14 protein-coding genes are annotated in these 16,088 nt (G+C 70.9%); 8 read left to right on the plus strand and 6 right to left on the minus strand.

The genetic code is table 11. The features are described 5' to 3' along the window. Nucleotides 1-2: 2 nt before the first annotated feature. Nucleotides 3-629, plus strand: coding sequence for a class I SAM-dependent methyltransferase (locus tag WME90_RS20755; protein WP_437282894.1), 627 nt, complete (start codon nucleotides 3-5; stop codon nucleotides 627-629). A gap of 64 nt (nucleotides 630-693) precedes the next feature. Here WME90_RS20755 and WME90_RS20760 read toward each other — a convergent pair whose 3' ends face one another. Beyond that, on the minus strand, nucleotides 694-1,911 hold the full coding sequence (locus tag WME90_RS20760; protein WP_437282895.1) for an MFS transporter: 1,218 nt from the start codon (nucleotides 1,909-1,911) through the stop codon (nucleotides 694-696). Nucleotides 1,912-2,095: 184 nt separating this feature from the next. On the opposite strand from WME90_RS20760, the gene WME90_RS20765 reads away from it, so the two are divergent. After that, on the plus strand, nucleotides 2,096-2,902 hold the full coding sequence (locus tag WME90_RS20765; protein WP_437282896.1) for a DeoR/GlpR family DNA-binding transcription regulator: 807 nt from the start codon (nucleotides 2,096-2,098) through the stop codon (nucleotides 2,900-2,902). On the opposite strand, the gene WME90_RS20770 is transcribed toward WME90_RS20765, so the two are convergent. After that, the gene (locus WME90_RS20770; protein ID WP_437282897.1) at nucleotides 2,871-3,782 is read right to left on the minus strand and encodes an AraC family transcriptional regulator; all 912 of its coding nucleotides are present in this window, start codon (nucleotides 3,780-3,782) and stop codon (nucleotides 2,871-2,873) included. The genes WME90_RS20765 and WME90_RS20770 overlap by 32 nt on opposite strands. Before the next feature lie 120 nt (nucleotides 3,783-3,902). Here WME90_RS20770 and WME90_RS20775 point away from each other — a divergent pair, with 120 nt between their 5' ends. Then, entirely contained in the window at nucleotides 3,903-4,553 is a 651-nt protein-coding gene (locus tag WME90_RS20775; protein WP_437283632.1) for a glutathione S-transferase family protein, read from the plus strand. A 59-nt stretch (nucleotides 4,554-4,612) separates the two neighbouring features. On the opposite strand, the gene WME90_RS20780 is transcribed toward WME90_RS20775, so the two are convergent. Then, a complete protein-coding gene (locus tag WME90_RS20780) occupies nucleotides 4,613-5,371 on the minus strand; it encodes an SDR family oxidoreductase (protein ID WP_437282898.1) in 759 nt (252 codons plus the stop codon). Nucleotides 5,372-5,650: 279 nt separating this feature from the next. Between WME90_RS20780 and WME90_RS20785 the strand changes: the two genes are divergently transcribed. Next, the gene (locus tag WME90_RS20785; protein WP_437282899.1) at nucleotides 5,651-6,667 is read left to right on the plus strand and encodes an aldo/keto reductase; all 1,017 of its coding nucleotides are present in this window, start codon (nucleotides 5,651-5,653) and stop codon (nucleotides 6,665-6,667) included. A 74-nt stretch (nucleotides 6,668-6,741) separates the two neighbouring features. Next, the gene (locus WME90_RS20790) at nucleotides 6,742-7,530 is read left to right on the plus strand and encodes a helix-turn-helix domain-containing protein (protein WP_437282900.1); all 789 of its coding nucleotides are present in this window, start codon (nucleotides 6,742-6,744) and stop codon (nucleotides 7,528-7,530) included. Nucleotides 7,531-7,624: 94 nt separating this feature from the next. Here WME90_RS20790 and WME90_RS20795 read toward each other — a convergent pair whose 3' ends face one another. Further along, nucleotides 7,625-8,578, minus strand: coding sequence for a zinc-binding dehydrogenase (locus WME90_RS20795; RefSeq protein ID WP_437282901.1), 954 nt, complete (start codon nucleotides 8,576-8,578; stop codon nucleotides 7,625-7,627). 168 nt (nucleotides 8,579-8,746) lie between these two features. On the opposite strand from WME90_RS20795, the gene WME90_RS20800 reads away from it, so the two are divergent. Further along, nucleotides 8,747-9,697: a LysR family transcriptional regulator gene (locus tag WME90_RS20800; RefSeq protein WP_437282902.1), complete on the plus strand. Its 951-nt coding sequence runs from the start codon at nucleotides 8,747-8,749 to the stop codon at nucleotides 9,695-9,697. A 230-nt stretch (nucleotides 9,698-9,927) separates the two neighbouring features. On the opposite strand, the gene WME90_RS20805 is transcribed toward WME90_RS20800, so the two are convergent. Beyond that, nucleotides 9,928-11,535 (minus strand): carboxylesterase/lipase family protein, encoded by a 1,608-nt coding sequence (locus tag WME90_RS20805; protein WP_437282903.1) that lies wholly within the window; start codon nucleotides 11,533-11,535, stop codon nucleotides 9,928-9,930. A gap of 211 nt (nucleotides 11,536-11,746) precedes the next feature. On the opposite strand from WME90_RS20805, the gene WME90_RS20810 reads away from it, so the two are divergent. Further along, nucleotides 11,747-12,718 (plus strand): LysR family transcriptional regulator, encoded by a 972-nt coding sequence (locus WME90_RS20810; protein ID WP_437282904.1) that lies wholly within the window; start codon nucleotides 11,747-11,749, stop codon nucleotides 12,716-12,718. Between the two features lie 54 nt (nucleotides 12,719-12,772). On the opposite strand, the gene WME90_RS20815 is transcribed toward WME90_RS20810, so the two are convergent. Next, the gene (locus WME90_RS20815) at nucleotides 12,773-13,408 is read right to left on the minus strand and encodes a cadmium resistance transporter (RefSeq protein ID WP_437282905.1); all 636 of its coding nucleotides are present in this window, start codon (nucleotides 13,406-13,408) and stop codon (nucleotides 12,773-12,775) included. Between the two features lie 192 nt (nucleotides 13,409-13,600). On the opposite strand from WME90_RS20815, the gene WME90_RS20820 reads away from it, so the two are divergent. Beyond that, nucleotides 13,601-16,060 (plus strand): heavy metal translocating P-type ATPase, encoded by a 2,460-nt coding sequence (locus WME90_RS20820; RefSeq protein ID WP_437282906.1) that lies wholly within the window; start codon nucleotides 13,601-13,603, stop codon nucleotides 16,058-16,060. Nucleotides 16,061-16,088: the final 28 nt, after the last annotated feature.

The raw sequence follows: 16,088 nt of genomic DNA on the forward strand, positions 1-16,088 counted from the left end.
CCATGCACGACGACACCTCCCGGCGATCCGAGCTCACCACGAGGACCCTGGCCCACTACGACGATCACGCCCTGTCGTTCTGGGAGGGCACGCGCGATCACGACGTCTCGCAGAACCGCGCCGCGCTGCTCGCAGCCCTGGAGGGGGCAGGCCCGTTCACGATCCTCGATCTCGGCTGTGGCCCCGGGCGCGATCTCGCGGCGTTCCGCGCCGAGGGGCACCTCCCGGTCGGCCTCGACGGGTCGGCGCGGTTCGTCGAGATGGCGCGGCGGCACGCGGGCTGCGAGGTGCTCCACCAGGACTTCCTGGGCCTCCATCTCGAGGCCGAGCGCTTCGACGGGATATTCGCCAACGCGTCGCTGTTCCACGTCCCGAGCAAGGAGCTGCCGCGCGTGCTCCGCGAGCTCCACGCCGCGCTCCGCCCGCGCGGCGTCCTGTTCAGCTCGAACCCGCGCGGCGACGATCGGGAGGGGTGGTCGGGCGACCGGTACGGCTGTTACTGGTCGCTCGATCGGTGGCGGGAGCTCGTGACCACGGCCGGGTTCGAGGAGATCGAGCACTACTATCGACCGGCGGGCAAGCCGCGCGAGCAGCAGCCGTGGCTGGCGACGGTGTGGCGCAAGCGCTGACCCTCGGCGGGAGCAGCTCGCAGGAGATCGCCCCGAGCGGGCGGAGACGCGCCGGTGCCCGCGGTCAGTGCGCCCTGATCGCCTGCGCGCGCACGGGCGTGCGTGCGGCGGAGGCGCGGGGCGCGGGCCCGCGGGCGACCGCCGGGGCCAAGGCGACGATCACGAGAGCCAGCGCCACGACGAGGACGAGGCCGCCGCGCAACGTGAGCTGATCGGAGATCAGGCCGATGGCCGGAGGGCCGACGAGAAAGCCGCCGTACGACAGGGTGGCGAGCGTCGCCAGCGCCTTGCCGGGCGCGACGCCGGGGGCGCTCGCCCCGGCGCGGAAGACCAGCGGGACCACGACGGACAGGCCGGCGCCCACGCACCCGAACCCCAGCAGCAGGGCGATGGGGGCGTTGGCGAGCAGCGCCGCGCCGAGCCCGCCTGCGACCACGACCCCGGCCGCGCGCACGACCCGATCGGCGCCAAAGCGCTGCGTCAGCCCGTCCCCGGAGAACCGCCCGACGAGCATCGCCAGCGAGAACGCGGCGTAGCCGGTCGCCGCGAAGGCCCCTGTGGTGTGGAGCGTGTCGCGGAGGTAGACGGCCGACCAGTTGGCCATCGCGCCCTCGCCCACGGACGAGCAGAACGCGATGAGGCCGAGCAGGAGGAGCCCGGTCGAGCGCGCCATCCCAGGGGCGGCCGCGGTCGAGGGCTCGGGGCGCGCATCGGCCGAGAGCGCCCTGCCCTCGCGCGCGACGGCCGCGGCGAGCACGGCGGCGACGGCGAGGAGGTGCGCCGCGGGCGACAGCGCCCTGTCGGCCGCGAGCGCGCCAAGGGCCGCCCCGATCAGCCCGCCGAGGCTGAACATGCCGTGGACCGAGGCGAGGATGGGCCGGCCAGCGCGCCGCTCGACCTCGACGGCCTGCGCGTTCATCGCGACGTCCATGAGGCCGTTGCACACGCCGAGCAGCAGGAGGGCCGCGACGAGCGCGGCGAAGGAGGGCGCGAGCGCGGGCAGCGGCAGCGCCGCGCACAGGAGCACGGCCGAGACGCGCGTGACGCGCCGGCTCCCGAAGCGGGCGACGAGCGGCCCGGCGGCGCGGAAGGCGAGCATCGCGCCGCAGGCGATGCCGAGGAGGGCGAGGCCGAGCAAGCCGTCGCTCAGCGCGAGCCGCTCGCGGACCGCGGGGACGCGCGCGGCCCAGGACGCGAAGGCGATGCCGTTCGCCACGAACATGACCGAGACGGCGCGCCGGGCGCGCGCGACGTCGTCGATGGGCGAGAGAGGGGCGCCCATCACGGCACCCCCCGCGCAGGAGCAGGCGAGCCGCTGGCGCACAGCCGCGGCCCAGGGAAGGCCGTCCGGAGGACGGCACGAAACGGTGGAGGCTCCCCGGAACGTTCGTGCATTTTCGTGAACATCAAGGAAAGATCATGGGGCCGGACGGGGCCGGAGCAAGCATCTTCGTGCACAAACAGGAATGAACGTGCAAAACAACGCAGACATCTCCGGCCTGATGGTGGCCGAGCGGCGACAGCAAATTCTCGCAACACTGGAACGCGACGGGAAGGTGGTCGCGGCCGAGCTGAGCCGTGCCTTCGGGGTCTCGGAGGACACGATCCGGCGCGACCTGCGCGAGATGGCGAACGAGGGCCTCTTGCAGCGGGTCCACGGCGGCGGCCTGCCGCTCTCGCGGGTGAGCCCGAGCTTCCCTGCGCGCGAGCGGCAGCAGCCGAAGGCCAAGGAAGAGCTCGCGCGGGCCGCGGCGACCTTGGTCAAGCGGGGTCAGGTCGTGTTCATCGACAGCGGGACGACCAACGTGGCCGTCGCGCGCCACCTCCCGCGCGATCTCGAGGCGACGGTCGTGACAAACAGCCCTCCTGTCGCCATCGCGCTCTCGGAGCATCCGCGCGTGGAGGTGGTCCTGCTGGGCGGGCGCGTGCGCAAGGATCCGCTGGCCGCCGCCGACGGGGTGACCATCGCGGGGGTGCGCCAGATCCGGGCGGACCTCTGCTACCTGGGGGTGTGTACGCTCGATCCGACGTTCGGCGTCACCACGCTGGACCTGGACGAGTCGTACGTGAAGCGGGCGATGGTGGAGGCCTCGGCCGACGTGGTCGCGCTCGTCACCGCGGACAAGCTGGGCACCGTGTCGCCGTACGTCGTCGCGCCGCTGAGCGAGCTCACGTGGCTCTTCACCGAGCGTGGCGTGTCGAAGGAGGCGCTCGCTCCCTATCGGGCCGCGGGCATCACCGTCACGCAGGACCTCGAGGCGGAGCCGGCCTAGCGCCGCGGGTCGGAGGTTCTGCCGGGATGTCGTGCTTCGGCGACGCGCCGAACTTGCGCGTGTAATCGCGGCTGAACTGCGCGGCGCTCTCATAGCCGACGTCGAACGCCGCCTCGGAAACCGAGATCGTGCCGGCGCGGAGCAGGCGGCGGGCCTCGAGGAGCTGCAGGCCCTTTCGATACTGGAGCGGTGACGACGCCGTGATCACCTTGAAGTGCTTGTGAAACGAAGACGCGCTCATCCCGACGCTGCGCGCGAGCTCGGGGATCTCGACGGGCGACCGGAAGTCACGCCGCAGCTGTGCTATCGCGCGCGCGATCGCGCTGGCGTGGCTGTCATGACGGATCAGGTCGCGCAACATGCCGCCGAACGGCGCCGTCGCGAGCCGGTAGTGGATCTCGCGCGAGACGAGCGGACCGAGCACCGCTGCGTCCGTCCGCGCACCCGCGAGCGCGAGATAACGATGGAGCGCGTCGACGAGCTGGGCATCGCAGGTGTGGACCGCGAGCGAGCGAGGCTGCGCGGCGGAGGGAGGCGAGTCGACCATCGCCTCGTACAGGTCGCGCAGCGTATCCAGCTCGACGTCGAAGAGCAGCACGAGGTACGGGGCTTTGGTGACGCGCGCGATCACCGGAAGATCGTGGCTGATGAGCAGACACTCGCCAACGCTCATCGGAAACGAATCGGCGCCTAGCACCGTCTCTTTTCTCCCCTGGAGGACAAGGCCCATCACCGGCTCGTAGACCGCGGCTTCGAACGACGTCGGCCGGTGGTGCCGGAGGATGCCGAGGTTCTTCAGCGGTCGCACGTACTGGCTAGCGTGGCCATCCGGGCGAGGGAGCTGGCGCGCAGCGAGCTCGGCGAGATCCGCGAGGCGCATGCGGCGAACGTAGCACCATCACCCTTTCTTGTCGCCGGCGAGAGGATCGAGCAAGAAGCAAAGAGCTACCGGCAAGCACCTCGCGACGCGCGATCGTACATTGAGCGCATGACGAGCAACATGCTGACCGTGCATCACCTCGGGCGTTCCCAATCGGAGCGGATTGTCTGGCTCTGCGAGGAGCTCGGGCTCGAGTTTGAGCTGAAGCGGTATGAGCGCCGAAAGGACACCAGGCTGGCGCCGCCGGAATACAAGGCGCTGCACCCGATGGGGACGGCGCCGATCATCACCGACGGGCAGCTGGTGCTCGGCGAATCCGGGGCGATCGTCGAATATATAATCGCGACCTATGGAAAGGGACGGCTCGCCGTGAAGAGCGGCGAGCCCGGGTTCGCCGACTATCTCTACTGGTTCCACTTCGCCAACGGGACCTTGCAGCCGGCCGTCTTGCGGGTGAGGTCTCTGGAGCGCGTCGATCCGTCCGAGAAGAATGCGGTGCTGCAGGCGGCGAAGGAGCAGCTCACCCTGGTCTTCTCCACGGTGGAGAAGCGCCTGGGTGAGGTGCCTTATCTCGCCGGTCCGGAGCTGACGGCGGCGGACGTCATGACGGTGTTCTCGCTGACCACCATGCGGCTGTTCAAGCCGTACGATCTCTCGCCGTGGACGAACATCCTGGCTTACCTGCAGCGGATCGGCGCGCGCCCCGCGTACCAGCGCGCGATGCAGAAGGCGGATCCGGACATGACGCCGCTTCTGGGGGCCACTCCATGACCAAGAGGGCTATCCGTCGTGCGACCCGTAACCTAGATACGCGCCCCCAAGAGACGCCGTCACCACGGGAGCCGTCCGAACTTTGCGTGCGAGAACGTACCCGTCGGGCCGTCCGGGCCGAGCAGCGCAAGGCGCACCGCCTCGCGGGCGCCCTCCTCGACAGTCTCCGTGCCCGCATAGTTGTTGAGGTTCGTCTTGGTGAAGCCCGGGGAGGCGGCGTTGACCTTGATCCCGGTCGACTCCAGCTCGATGGCCATGGCGAGCGTCATCGCGTTGAGCGCCGTCTTGGATGCAGGGTAGACGGGGCCGAAGATCGAGCGCCAGGGGGAGGTCGGGTCCGCGGTCATCGTCAGTGAGCCCACGCCGCTCGACACGTTGACGATGCGGGCCGCCGGCGCCTCGCGCAGGAGCGGCAGCATCGCCTGAAAAACAGCGATGACGCCGAACACGTTGGTCTCGAACACCGCGCGCAGCTCATCGAGGGACACGTTGCTCGCGCGGGTCGACTTGGCGTGCTCCTCGACGGTCACGCCCGGCCGCCGTCCCGTGTGCGCGATGGCCGCGTTGTTGACGAGCACGTCGAGGCGGCCAAGCTCCTCGCGGATGCGCTTCGCTGCAGCCGCGATCGAAGCCCGATCCGTCACGTCGAGCTGGAGCGCGCGGGCGTCTCCGTCGATCGTCTTGGCCGCCTCCTCTCCGCGCTCAAAGTTGCGCGAACCGACCAGAACAGTGAAGTTCTTCTCGGCGAGCTCCTTTGCGATCTGGAGGCCGATCCCCTGATTGGCCCCTGTGACCAAGGCGACGCGCTTGTCTTGCATGGTTTCGCTCCTGACGGTGGTTGGCTGGATACAGCGTACGTCCGCCGCCTTCGTACCTCTCGCCGCCGCCCTCCGATTGGAAGGACCGGACATTTTGATCGGTCCCTCAACTCGCCTTGCCTTGGACGGCCACGGTGGACGCGCGCGGCGCCGCGAAGCGCTTCGTCATGAGCGACTCGCCGTGCGCGAGCCGGTGCACGACATGGTTGTCGTCTGCCCGGATCGTCGAATGTCCGGTTTCTCCAATCGGAGGTCGCGGGCGCGTGGCATGAACACCCCATGGCCCACCTCGAACCCACGATGATCCGCTCCCCCCTCCGATCGACGCCGCTGGGCAAGACCGGGCCCGGCGTCTTTCCCGTCGGCCTCGGCTGCATGGCGATGTCCGGCGCCTACGGCCCGGCCGAAGACGCCGAGAGCGTGGCGACGGTCCGCCGCGCGATCGAGCGAGGGATCACCCTGATCGACACCGGAGACTTCTACGGCAACGGGCACAACGAGCTCCTCATCCGGCGCGCGCTCGAGGGGGTTCGCGACAAGGTCCAGCTCTCGGTGAAGTTCGGCGCGATGCGCGGCCCGGACGGCGCCGCGCTGGGCATCGACGCTCGGCCAGCGGCCGTGAAGAACTTCGCCGCCTACAGCCTGCAACGGCTGGGCGTAGAGGTCATCGATGTGTACCGCCCCGCGCGTCTCGACCCGCAGGTGCCCATCGAGGACACCATCGGGGCCATCGCCGACCTCATCAAGGCCGGCTTCGTGCGGCACATCGGGCTGTCCGAGGTGGGGGTCGAGACGATCCGGCGTGCGAGCAAGGCGCACCCGATCGTGGACCTGCAGATCGAGTACGCGATCGCGACGCGCGGGCCCGAGGCGTCCATCTTCCCTGCCCTCGCAGAGCTCGGGATGAGCGCGACGCTCTACGGGGTCTTTTCGCGGGGGCTGCTCACCGGCAGCAAGCCTTCGGGAAACGGGGACTTCCGACAGCACATGCCACGCTTCGCAGGCGAGCAAGGGGCAAAGAATGCGAGCGTCGTCGAGAAGCTCCACGCCTTCGCCGGCGAGCGCGGGATGACGCCGGCTCAGGTCGCGCTCGCGTGGGTGCTGGCGAAGCAGCCCACGCTGGTGCCGATCATCGGGGCCCGCACGCGAGCGCAGCTCGACGATGCCCTCGTGGCCCTCGACAAGCCGCTGTCGGCGAGCGACGTCGCGGCGCTCGAGAGCATCGTGCCAGCGGACGCGATCGGCGGCGCGCGCTACCCGGCCCAGCACATGAAGGCCCTCGACAGCGAGCGGTAGCCGATCGAGGCGGGCACCCGCGCCCGCTTGAACGGCCGCACGGGAGGCGTAGAGTAACGAACGTGGCCGCAGCGATGGATCTCCCCACCCTCCCGCTCCCGCGCTTTATCGAGGATGTCCGCGCGGTCGCGCCACCCCCGGGCCAGGCGGTCGACGTCGAGTGGCTCCCCGACGGCAGAACGGGCCTCTTTTTTCGAGTGTTCGAGGGCGGGCGCACGGGAGACATCTGGGCTGCGGGCCCCCGAACGCGCGCGGTATTCAAGAGCACGGCCGGCCTCGCGCGGACGGTCACCCTTCGGTTCAAGCCAGGCTGGTCGGTTCCGCTGCTCGGCGTGGCAGCGAGCGAGCTCACGGACCGGGTCGTTCCGCTCGAGGACGTGTGGGGCCGTGTGGGGCGCGAGCTCTGCGGTGAGCTGCTCGCCGCGAGGAGCCGCGCGGACGTGATGGACCGCTTCACCCGGGCGGTCGCCCTTCGTGGCGGCCAACCCGTCGAGACGGCATCGGGGCAGCTCGCTCGTCGCGCGGTTCGCTTGCTCGAAGGGGGTGAGGTCCGTGTGGAGAGCGTCGCCGACCGGCTCGGCGTCACGGCGCGGCATCTTCGCCGCGCTTTCACCGAGAACGTAGGCGTCGGTCCGAAGGAGTTCGCGCGGACCGTCCGCCTCCAACGCGCGGTGCGACTGGCAGCGACCTCGTGCGACTGGGCACGCATCGCCGCAGACGCGGGCTATTATGATCAAGCGCACCTCATCGCCGACTTCCGTCAGCTCGTCGGGCTCACACCGGGCGCGTTCTTCAAACGCGCGGGCGGCCCAATGACACAACCGAAGCGGATCACGTCGGATTTTTCCTTGCCTGCCAGGTAGCTCGGCACGACGATCTTCATCGCCACCGCAGCCAGCACGACCGCACCGTCGATGCCTATCGGAGTGCTCCTTGCATGCAGGCTGATGATCGACCTTAGGCCTTTACGTTCGGCAGGAGAAGGCACCGCACATCCGGCTCCTCGTTCCACGCATCGGTCACAGCGCTGAGCGGCAAGCTCTTGAACGGTGCACGAAAGCCGGCCGCCGGGGCCGCTACCAACAGCTCGCCGGCGCCGGCCAGAAGTTCTTTCATGGGAACGCTTCCGATCCCGCTACCGATGAGCTCGAGCCCGGTGCTGCGCAGCATGTCGCCTCGGATCGGGATCTCGTCACCAGCCACGGTACCCAGCTGAACAAAGCGCAGGCGTGGCTCGCCTGCCCTGGCCCCTCGGTCCTTCGTCGCTGCCCTGAGGACGCGGACAGCCGGCTCGCCCCACACGAAGTCGAGCACGACGTTGACGCCTTGATCAAATTGCTCCCGCAATAGCCGATCCGCGTCATCGTCAAAGGCAATTTTCACATCGGCGTCGAGTCGGTCGAGCTTCACCTTGTTACGACCGACAGCGATCACTTTGCTCGCTCCGAAGTAGCGGGCTGTTTGAATTGCCATGCCACCTGCCGCGCCCGTCGCGCCGTTCACGAGCACCGTGTCGCCCTTTTGGAGGCGCGCCCGACGTGACAGCGCAATCCAGGAGGCGAGCCCCGCGGTCGCGATCGCCGCGGCCTGCTCATCGGACAACATTTCGGGTACCGGCACGATCATGCTGTCCACGGCGAGCGCCTTCTCGGCCATCGAGCCGAAGGGCGCCTTTGGGAACAGGAAGTAGACACGCCTCCCCGCAGGGTCTGTGCCGACGCCATCGACGCCTGGGACGAAGCCGCCGCTCTTTCCGCTCGCATAGTGCCTGCCCGAGGCCAGGCCTTTGACGATGGGACTCAGCGGAGCGGCACGTACGTTCACCACGGTCTCACCGTCGCCGGGCTCCGGCTCACGGAAATCGCCGTAGGACGGCGGGACACCAAGCGCATTTACGACTGCGGCCTTCATCCTGAAACCTCCAAGCGATGATTGCGGTCGCGCCGCGCCGGCGACGACCGAGCCCGTGTTCCCCGAACCCCCGCGATGACGCAGTCCATGTGCGTGCTCCTTGTTCTTCACGGCGAACGCGCCGTCGACACGGAGAAGATGCGCTCGCTCGGCGCATCGATCCACTGCATGCTAGACATACTCGTCATGCCTGCCGTTCATGATGTGGCGACGGTCGATCTCAACCTCGTGCGGGTGCTCAGCGCGCTCCTCGACGAGCGGCACCTCACGCGCGCGGGCAAGCGGCTCGGCCTCACCCAGTCGGCGACGAGCCACGCGCTCAGCCGGCTCCGGCGCCTCTTCGGCGATCCGCTCTTCGTCCGCACCTCGCGCGGCCTCGCCCCGACGGCGCGCGCCCAGGAGCTGGCGGAGCCGGTCCGCGAGGCGATGCGCGCTCTCGATCGCTGCTTCCGCGCCGAGGAGCCGTTCGTGGCCGCGAGCGCCGCCCGCAGCTTCAGCATCGCCTCCGCCGACTACGGCTCCTTCGTCCTCGCGCCGAAGCTCCTCGAGCGCCTCGAGCGCGAGGCGCCGAACGTCGATCTCTGGCTCCGCGCGGTCGACGCCTCCTTCGAGGAGCAGCTCGCCCGCGGCGACGCCGACGTGGTGGTGGTCCCGACGCGCAGCGGCGAGCTCGCCGCTGGCATCCGATCACGCCCGCTCTACCGCGAGCGCTTCGTCTGCCTCGTGCGCAAGGGGCACCCGCTGGTGAAGAAGGGCATCGACCTCGCCTCCTGGACGTCGATGCGCCACGTCTTCATCGCCCCGCGCGGCACGCCCGGCGGCGTCGTCGACGAGACGCTGGCGCAGCTCGGGAAGCGCCGTCGCGTGGCGCTGGCGGTGCCGCACTTCCTCCTCGCGCCGCACGTGGTCGCCGGCTCCGACCTGGTCGTCACCGTCGGCGCGCGCGTGGCCGAGGCCTTCGCGGAGATCCTCCCCTTGCGCGTGGTCGATCCGCCGGTGAAGCTCCCCGGCTTCGAGGTGCGCATGTACTGGCACGAGCGCCACCATCGCGATCCGGCGCAGCAGTGGTTCCGCGATGCGGTGCGCGGCGCGGCCGAGCCGTCGTCCGTCAGAGCGTGACGCCGAGCGAGGCGTAGATCATCCGGCCATTCGGCATGATCGAGCGCATGCGGTCTCGAGGAAATCAACAGAAGGGAAGAGAAACCGCAAGGGCGCAAGGGAAGGCAAGAAAATATCTCGTCTCTGGTCCCTTGCGCCCCTTGCGTCCTTGCGGTTTAGCTCTTTCCCTCATTCCGCGCCATTCGTCGCCGGGCGGCTTCGAGACAGCGCGCGTGCCGGAGCGCAGCGCATCACTCCGGCGACGACGAGACCTCCTGCGGCAGCACGCGCCAGGCAGCCGGCAGCACGCCCTCGTGGCGGAAGCTGCTGAGGAAGCGGAAACGCGCCGCTCGCGGCGATGGACTCGCCTCCACACGAGCGCCCAGCTGCTGCAGCGCACCCTGATCCCCGTAGGCAGGCCAGGGGGGCAGGCCCGGGCCGTTGGGATCACCGCGGGTCGCGAAGTTCACCCAGTATCCCATGATCGTGTCCGACAGCGCGCGGTCGGCGTCGCCGGGAGGGGCATCGCCGCCGACGATGAGCTGCGGCGTCATCGTGCCGAACACGAACGGGACGTCCACCAGGTGCGAGGCGATCGGCACGTACGGCGACGTGAAAGTGAACTCGTATCCGAACACGGGCGCTCCACTCGCGCGCTGGAGCTCCAGCCATTCCCAGGTCTGTTGACTGATGTCGAGGTCGCCGATCAGCCACGCTGCGGATTGCTGCGCCTGAGCGTCGGAGTCGGCCGGATAGTGGACAAGGAACTCCGGCAGCCGATCCGCTCCAAACGTCCGCTGCGCGGCGTCGCGGAGCTCCTGCGCCGTCCCGTGCGGCAGCGCGCGCGACCGGAACGGCAAGTCCTCGACGTCGTTCCATCCGGCCAGAAGCGGGATGCGGAGCTGTTCACCGCGAAGGTAGCGAGCCGCCGGCACCTCGAGCACGACATGGCCGTCGACGTGTGGGCCGAACGCGGTGATGCCCGGATCCTGGGTGAAGTTCCAGGTCGCCTGCGCGTTCAGGGCCTCGGCGGGTATTGCGCGCAACGCGGTGATCGAGTCCGCGCCGAGGCGCTTCGCAAACGCCACGCCGCGGGCGTGGGCCTCGTCGAGCGTCGCGAGCGAACCATGCTCGCTGTCCCAGAACGCCCCGCTCTGCCCGATCGCCCGGTCCATCAATCCGGCCGCGAGCGGGGACGCCAAGAGGATGCCGATCGCGTGGGCGCCGGCCGACTCGCCGAACACCGTCACATTGCCCGGATCTCCGCCGAACTTCGCGATGTGGGTCTTGACCCAGCGGAGCGCTGCCAGCTGGTCCTGGAGGCCGTAGTTCCCAGATGGCCCTTCTCGGTCGAGCTCGGGGTGCGCCAGGAAGCCGAGCACGCCGACGCGGTAATTGAAGCTGACGACCACCACGCCTCGCTGCGCGAGCCGCGTGCCGTCGGTGCTCGGGTCCGCCGAGGTCCCGAACTGGAAGCCACCGCCGTGTATCCAGACCATCACCGGCAGCGCGTCGTCCTCGCGCGCGGCTGCGGTCCACACGTTGACCGTGAGGCAGTCTTCACTCTGCGGCGGCGCCGGGGTGGGATCATCCTCCCACGCCGACAGGCAGCGCGCGCCGAACTGCGTGGCGTCGCGCACGCCGGACCACGCTGCGACCGGCTGCGGCGCGCGCCAGCGCCGGTCGCCGATCGGCGGCGCGGCGTAAGGGACGCCCTTGAATGACAGCACGCCCGTGTCGTCGCGGGCGCCGCGAATGGCTCCGGTTTCCAGCTCGATGACGTCGCCGACGTCGAGGCTCTCCGAATGGCAGTGGAGGCTGGCGAGCGCGATCGCAGCCAGCAGTGGCTTGTTCTTCATTGTCGCTCCGTCCTGGATTGCAAATTCTGCGCACCGCGCGAGCACGCGAGCTAGAGGCCGATGCCGCTGCTTCCTCCCGTAATAAGGGCGGTGTCGCGGTCGAGCCTCATCGAGACGTCTGTGAGCGCGTGATGCGTGATTCGGTGGTTGATGGTGCTTGGATGGGAAAGGGATACTGCGCGGCAGATAGAAATGGTACTCAATAACCCTGATGCCGATCAAAAAGGACGTTTATGGACGCGACCTCGACCTGAACCTCCTCCGTGTCTTCACCGTCGTCGCCGAGGAGGGCAGCCTCACGCGCGCCGCGTCGCGCCTCTACGTCACCCAGCCTGCCGTGAGCGCGTCGATGCGGCGCCTCGCCGCCTTCGTCGGTGCCGAGCTCGTCGTCCGCCACGGCCAAGGCGTCGCCCTCACGGCGCGCGGCAGCGAGCTCCTCGCGGCCACACGCGCACATCTCCAGCCGCTCGTCGCAGCCGCCGCTGCTCCGGCGCGGTTCGAGCCCGCGCGGTCGACCGCGACGATCCGGTTCGGCCTCGCCGACGGGCTCGCGGCCGCGATCTTGCCGGCGCTGCTGGCGAGGCTGCGCGCGGAGGCGCCGCGGATGCAGCTCATCGTCGTCGAGGTCCAGTTCCGGAACGTCGGGGACCTCCTTCTGTCGAGCAAGGTGGATTTCGCCGTCGCCGTCGCCGACGACCTGCCCGGGTCCATCCTGCGCCAGCCGCTGGGCTCCCGGCGCGAGGGCCCCTCCGGCTTCGTGTGCCTCCACGACGCGCGGTTCGTCTCGCTCCCCGACCCCCTCACAGAGCGCGCGTACTTCGCGCAGGAGCACGTCATCGTGTCGTATGCTGGAGACACCCGCGGCATCGTGGAGGACGAGCTCGGCAAGACGCGCACCGCTCGCGTGTCGGTGCCCAGCTTCGCCTACCTCGCCGATATCGTCGACGGCTCCAGCCTCGTCGCGACCACGCCGGCCCTCTTCGCCCGCTGCGTCGTCGAGGCCCGCCGCCACCTGCGCGCGATCGCCGTACCCTTCTCCCTCCAGAGCGCGCCCATCGAGCTCCTCTGGACCCGCATGACCGACGACCACGCCGCCGCACGCTTCGTGCGGGGCCTGGTCTGCGACGTGCTCACCAGCTGCGACGCGCCCGACCCCCGCGCGCGTCGCTCCAGGCGCGCCTGAAGGTGGAACTGGCGCGACGCTCTCACCGAGGTGAGCTCACGGCGCCCCCGGGCGCTACCCCGCACGGACGAGCACGAGGGCGTCGGACAGGATCCAGAGGCCGAGGCCGATCAAGACGAACGGCAGCGCCGCACGGCCGCAACGACGAATGCGTGTGCCCATGATCGGGTGGTTGACTATACGGTGCCCGAGCGCGCAAAAGGCGCCGGTCATGACCGCGAACACGGCCGCATGAAGCGGGATGTGCGCGGGGGAGCTGGAGAACAGCGGGATATAAACGCCGAGGTTGTCCCCGCCGTTCGCGAGGGTCACGCCCGCGACGGCGAGCGCCTTGAAGCGCGACGCACCGCCACGCGGCTCGCGCGCTCTGTCTGCCGCGTCTGCTCCGTCCTCTTCGTCCGCTTCCCTGGCGCCGGAGCCCCGCCAGAGCGCCCAGAGGCCTCGCAAGCCGAGCGCGAGGGGGGCCAGGCCGAGCAGGCCTATCCATCCGTCCGGCACGCGGACCGCGAGCAGCGCGCACGCGACGCTCGCGCTCACGAGCGCCGCGATGCCGAGGAACTGGCCGGCCACCACCTGAGCGGGGGTAAAGCCCGGATCCGCGAAGAAGGCCGAGAGAAGGAGGAGGTCATCGATGTTCGTGGACACGAACACGATCACGCTCATCCCGAGAAGCGGAAGGATCTGCTCCATGGCGCTCCCGCGGACGTACCACCTCCCACGGTTCCCGTCCGCTCGGTGGGGCGCCGGCGCCGCGGGCGCCGCTCCGAAGCGGCCGGCGCAGGAGCCCGTCCGGGCCTTCGGGGGTAGACCGTAATCACCGGAGCGACGGCGCGTCTGCGCAGGCATCAGGAGACGAGCCACGAGCTCGTGTAAGGAGAAGCCATGGCGACGATTCCCCAGCCCGTGCAGCCGACCAGCGCGAAGGCCGCGCCCGCCGCGCAGGGCGCCCGGACGGACCTCCCGGTGCAGGGCATGACCTGCGCGGCGTGCGTGCGCCGCGTCGAGAAGGCGCTGCGCGCCGCGCCCGGCGTCCACGACGCGGCGGTCAACCTCGTGACCCAGCGCGCGACGATCACCTACGACGCGCGGGCGACCACGCCGGCCGCGCTCGCCAGCGCCATCGTGGAGGCGGGATACGAGGTGCCCGAGATCCCCCCGGTGACCAGCGTCGCCGCGGCCCCGCAGGCTGCGGGCGTTCCCGCGACCCCGCAGGCCGACGGCGTCCCCGCAACCCCGCCGCTCTCCGGCGTCCGCGCGGCCACCACGGCGCCCGAGCACCCGGCCGCGACCGCCGCCCCACCGCCGCGCCCGCACTCGAGCGCAGCCGACCGCGCCGCCTCCATGGACGCGGCCGAGCAGAAGGAGCAGCGCACGCTGCGGCGCGACGTCGCGATCGCCGCCCTGCTCACCGCGCCGCTGCTCGCCATGGGCATGTCGCACGGCGCGATCCCGGCGCTCGAAGGCGCCTCCGCGCGCTGGCTCTCGCTCGCGCTCGCGACGATCGTGGTCTTCGGGCCGGGGCGCCGGTTCTTTCGCCTGGCCTGGGGCGCGCTCCGGCACCGCGCCGCGGACATGAACACCCTCGTGAGCCTCGGGACCGGCGCCGCCTGGCTCTACTCGACCGCCGCGGTCGCGGCGCCCGGCCTCTTCCCTCACGCCGAGCACGGCCACCCGCCGCCCGTCTACTTCGAGGCCGCGGCCGCGATCGTCACGTTCGTGCTGCTCGGCAAGCTCCTGGAGACACGCGCGCGGAAGCGGCTCGCCGACGCGGTGCGCGGGCTCGTGGCGCTCCAGCCGAAGACCGCCCGGCGCGTCCGCGGCGACACCGAGGACGAGGTGCCCGCCTCCGCGCTCGCACCAGGCGACCTCGTGCGGGTGCGGCCCGGCGAGCGCATCGCGACCGACGGCGAGGTGGTCGACGGCGGATCCGCGGTCGACGAGGCGATGCTCACGGGCGAGAGCATGCCCGTCGACAAGACGGCGGGCTCGGCCGTGTTCGGCGGGACGCTCAACCAGAGCGGCGCCCTCACCTTCCGCGTCACGAAGACCGGCGCGGACACCGCGCTCGCGCGCATCGTCGAGGCCGTCGAGCAGGCGCAGGGGTCGCGCGCGCCGATCGCGCGCCTCGCCGACGTGGTGAGCGGCGTCTTCGTGCCCGTCGTCCTCGGCGTCGCGTCGCTCGCCTTCGTCGCGTGGCTCGCGATCGACCCCACCGCCGCGGGGCTCGCCACGGCGGTCGAGCGGTTCGTCGCCGTGCTCGTGATCGCCTGCCCGTGCGCCCTCGGGCTGGCCACGCCGGCGGCCGTGGCCGTCGGGACGGGGCGCGGCGCGGAGCTCGGCGTCCTCGTCAAAGGCGGCGCGGCGCTCGAGGCGGCGAGCCGCATCGACACGGTGCTGCTCGACAAGACCGGGACCCTCACCTCGGGCCGGCCCGAGCTCACGGACGTCGTGGCCCTCGCGGGCCACGGCGACGCGGAGCTGCTCGCCCTCGTGGCCTCCGCCGAGCGGGAGAGCGAGCACCCCGTGGCGCGGGCGATCGTCGAGGGAGCCCGCAGCCGCGGGGTCGGCACGGCGCCGGCCTCGGCGTTCCACGCGGAGATCGGCCACGGCATCGAGGCGCGCGTCTCGAAGCGCCTCGTGCGCATCGGCACCGCCGCGTGGCTCCAGCGGGCGGGCACCGCCACGGACGCGCTGGAGCCCGAGGCCGATCGCCTGGCCGCGCAGGGCCGCACGCCGTCGTTCGTGGCGGTCGACGGGCGGCTCGCGGGGCTCGTCGCGGTCGCCGACCGACCCACCGAGGAGGCGCGGCGCGCCGTCGCGGCCCTGGCGCAGCTCGGCGTCGAGGTGGCGATGGTGACCGGCGATCGGGCGGGCGCCGCGCGCGCCGTCGCAGAGGACCTCGGCATCCGCGCCGTGTTCGCGGAGGTGAGGCCCGAGGACAAGGCGCGGATCGTCCGAGAGCAGCGGGCCGCCGGCCGCAGGGTGGCCATGGTCGGCGACGGCATCAACGACGCGCCCGCGCTCGCCGGTGCGGACGTGGGGATCGCCCTTGGCAGCGGCACGGACATCGCGGTCGCGTCCGCGGACGTGGCGCTGATCCGCGGCGGGATCGCGGGCCTGCCGGTGGCGCTCGGGCTCGCGCGCGCCACGCTGCGCACGATCCGGCAGAACCTGTTCTGGGCGTTCATCTACAACGTGATCGGCATCCCGATCGCGGCGGGCCTGCTCTACCCGCTCACGGGGTGGCTCCTCTCGCCCGTCCTCGCGAGCGCGGCGATGTCGCTGTCGAGCGTGTCGGTGCTCACCAACTCCCTCCGGCTGCGCGCGTTCGGCCGGGCGTGAGACCGGCGCGCGCGGGCGGCGCCGCGCC

The sequence above is a fragment of the Sorangium sp. So ce375 genome (assembly GCF_051473855.1).
Taxonomy (GTDB): domain Bacteria; phylum Myxococcota_A; class Polyangia; order Polyangiales; family Polyangiaceae; genus Sorangium.

Excerpts from the sequence above, each read along its gene's own strand:
- WME90_RS20760 (WP_437282895.1), bottom strand. The coding sequence starts at position 1,911 with ATGGGCGCCCCTCTCTCGCCCATCGACGACGTCGCGCGCGCCCGGCGC.
- WME90_RS20775 (WP_437283632.1), top strand. The coding sequence starts at position 3,903 with ATGCTGACCGTGCATCACCTCGGGCGTTCCCAATCGGAGCGGATTGTC.
- WME90_RS20785 (WP_437282899.1), top strand. The coding sequence starts at position 5,651 with ATGGCCCACCTCGAACCCACGATGATCCGCTCCCCCCTCCGATCGACG.
- WME90_RS20800 (WP_437282902.1), top strand. The coding sequence starts at position 8,747 with ATGCTAGACATACTCGTCATGCCTGCCGTTCATGATGTGGCGACGGTC.
- WME90_RS20810 (WP_437282904.1), top strand. The coding sequence starts at position 11,747 with ATGCCGATCAAAAAGGACGTTTATGGACGCGACCTCGACCTGAACCTC.
- WME90_RS20765 (WP_437282896.1), top strand. The coding sequence starts at position 2,096 with ATGAACGTGCAAAACAACGCAGACATCTCCGGCCTGATGGTGGCCGAG.
- WME90_RS20820 (WP_437282906.1), top strand. The coding sequence starts at position 13,601 with ATGGCGACGATTCCCCAGCCCGTGCAGCCGACCAGCGCGAAGGCCGCG.
- WME90_RS20755 (WP_437282894.1), top strand. The coding sequence starts at position 3 with ATGCACGACGACACCTCCCGGCGATCCGAGCTCACCACGAGGACCCTG.
- WME90_RS20795 (WP_437282901.1), bottom strand. The coding sequence starts at position 8,578 with ATGAAGGCCGCAGTCGTAAATGCGCTTGGTGTCCCGCCGTCCTACGGC.
- WME90_RS20815 (WP_437282905.1), bottom strand. The coding sequence starts at position 13,408 with ATGGAGCAGATCCTTCCGCTTCTCGGGATGAGCGTGATCGTGTTCGTG.
- WME90_RS20770 (WP_437282897.1), bottom strand. The coding sequence starts at position 3,782 with ATGCGCCTCGCGGATCTCGCCGAGCTCGCTGCGCGCCAGCTCCCTCGC.
- WME90_RS20780 (WP_437282898.1), bottom strand. The coding sequence starts at position 5,371 with ATGCAAGACAAGCGCGTCGCCTTGGTCACAGGGGCCAATCAGGGGATC.
- WME90_RS20805 (WP_437282903.1), bottom strand. The coding sequence starts at position 11,535 with ATGAAGAACAAGCCACTGCTGGCTGCGATCGCGCTCGCCAGCCTCCAC.
- WME90_RS20790 (WP_437282900.1), top strand. The coding sequence starts at position 6,742 with ATGGATCTCCCCACCCTCCCGCTCCCGCGCTTTATCGAGGATGTCCGC.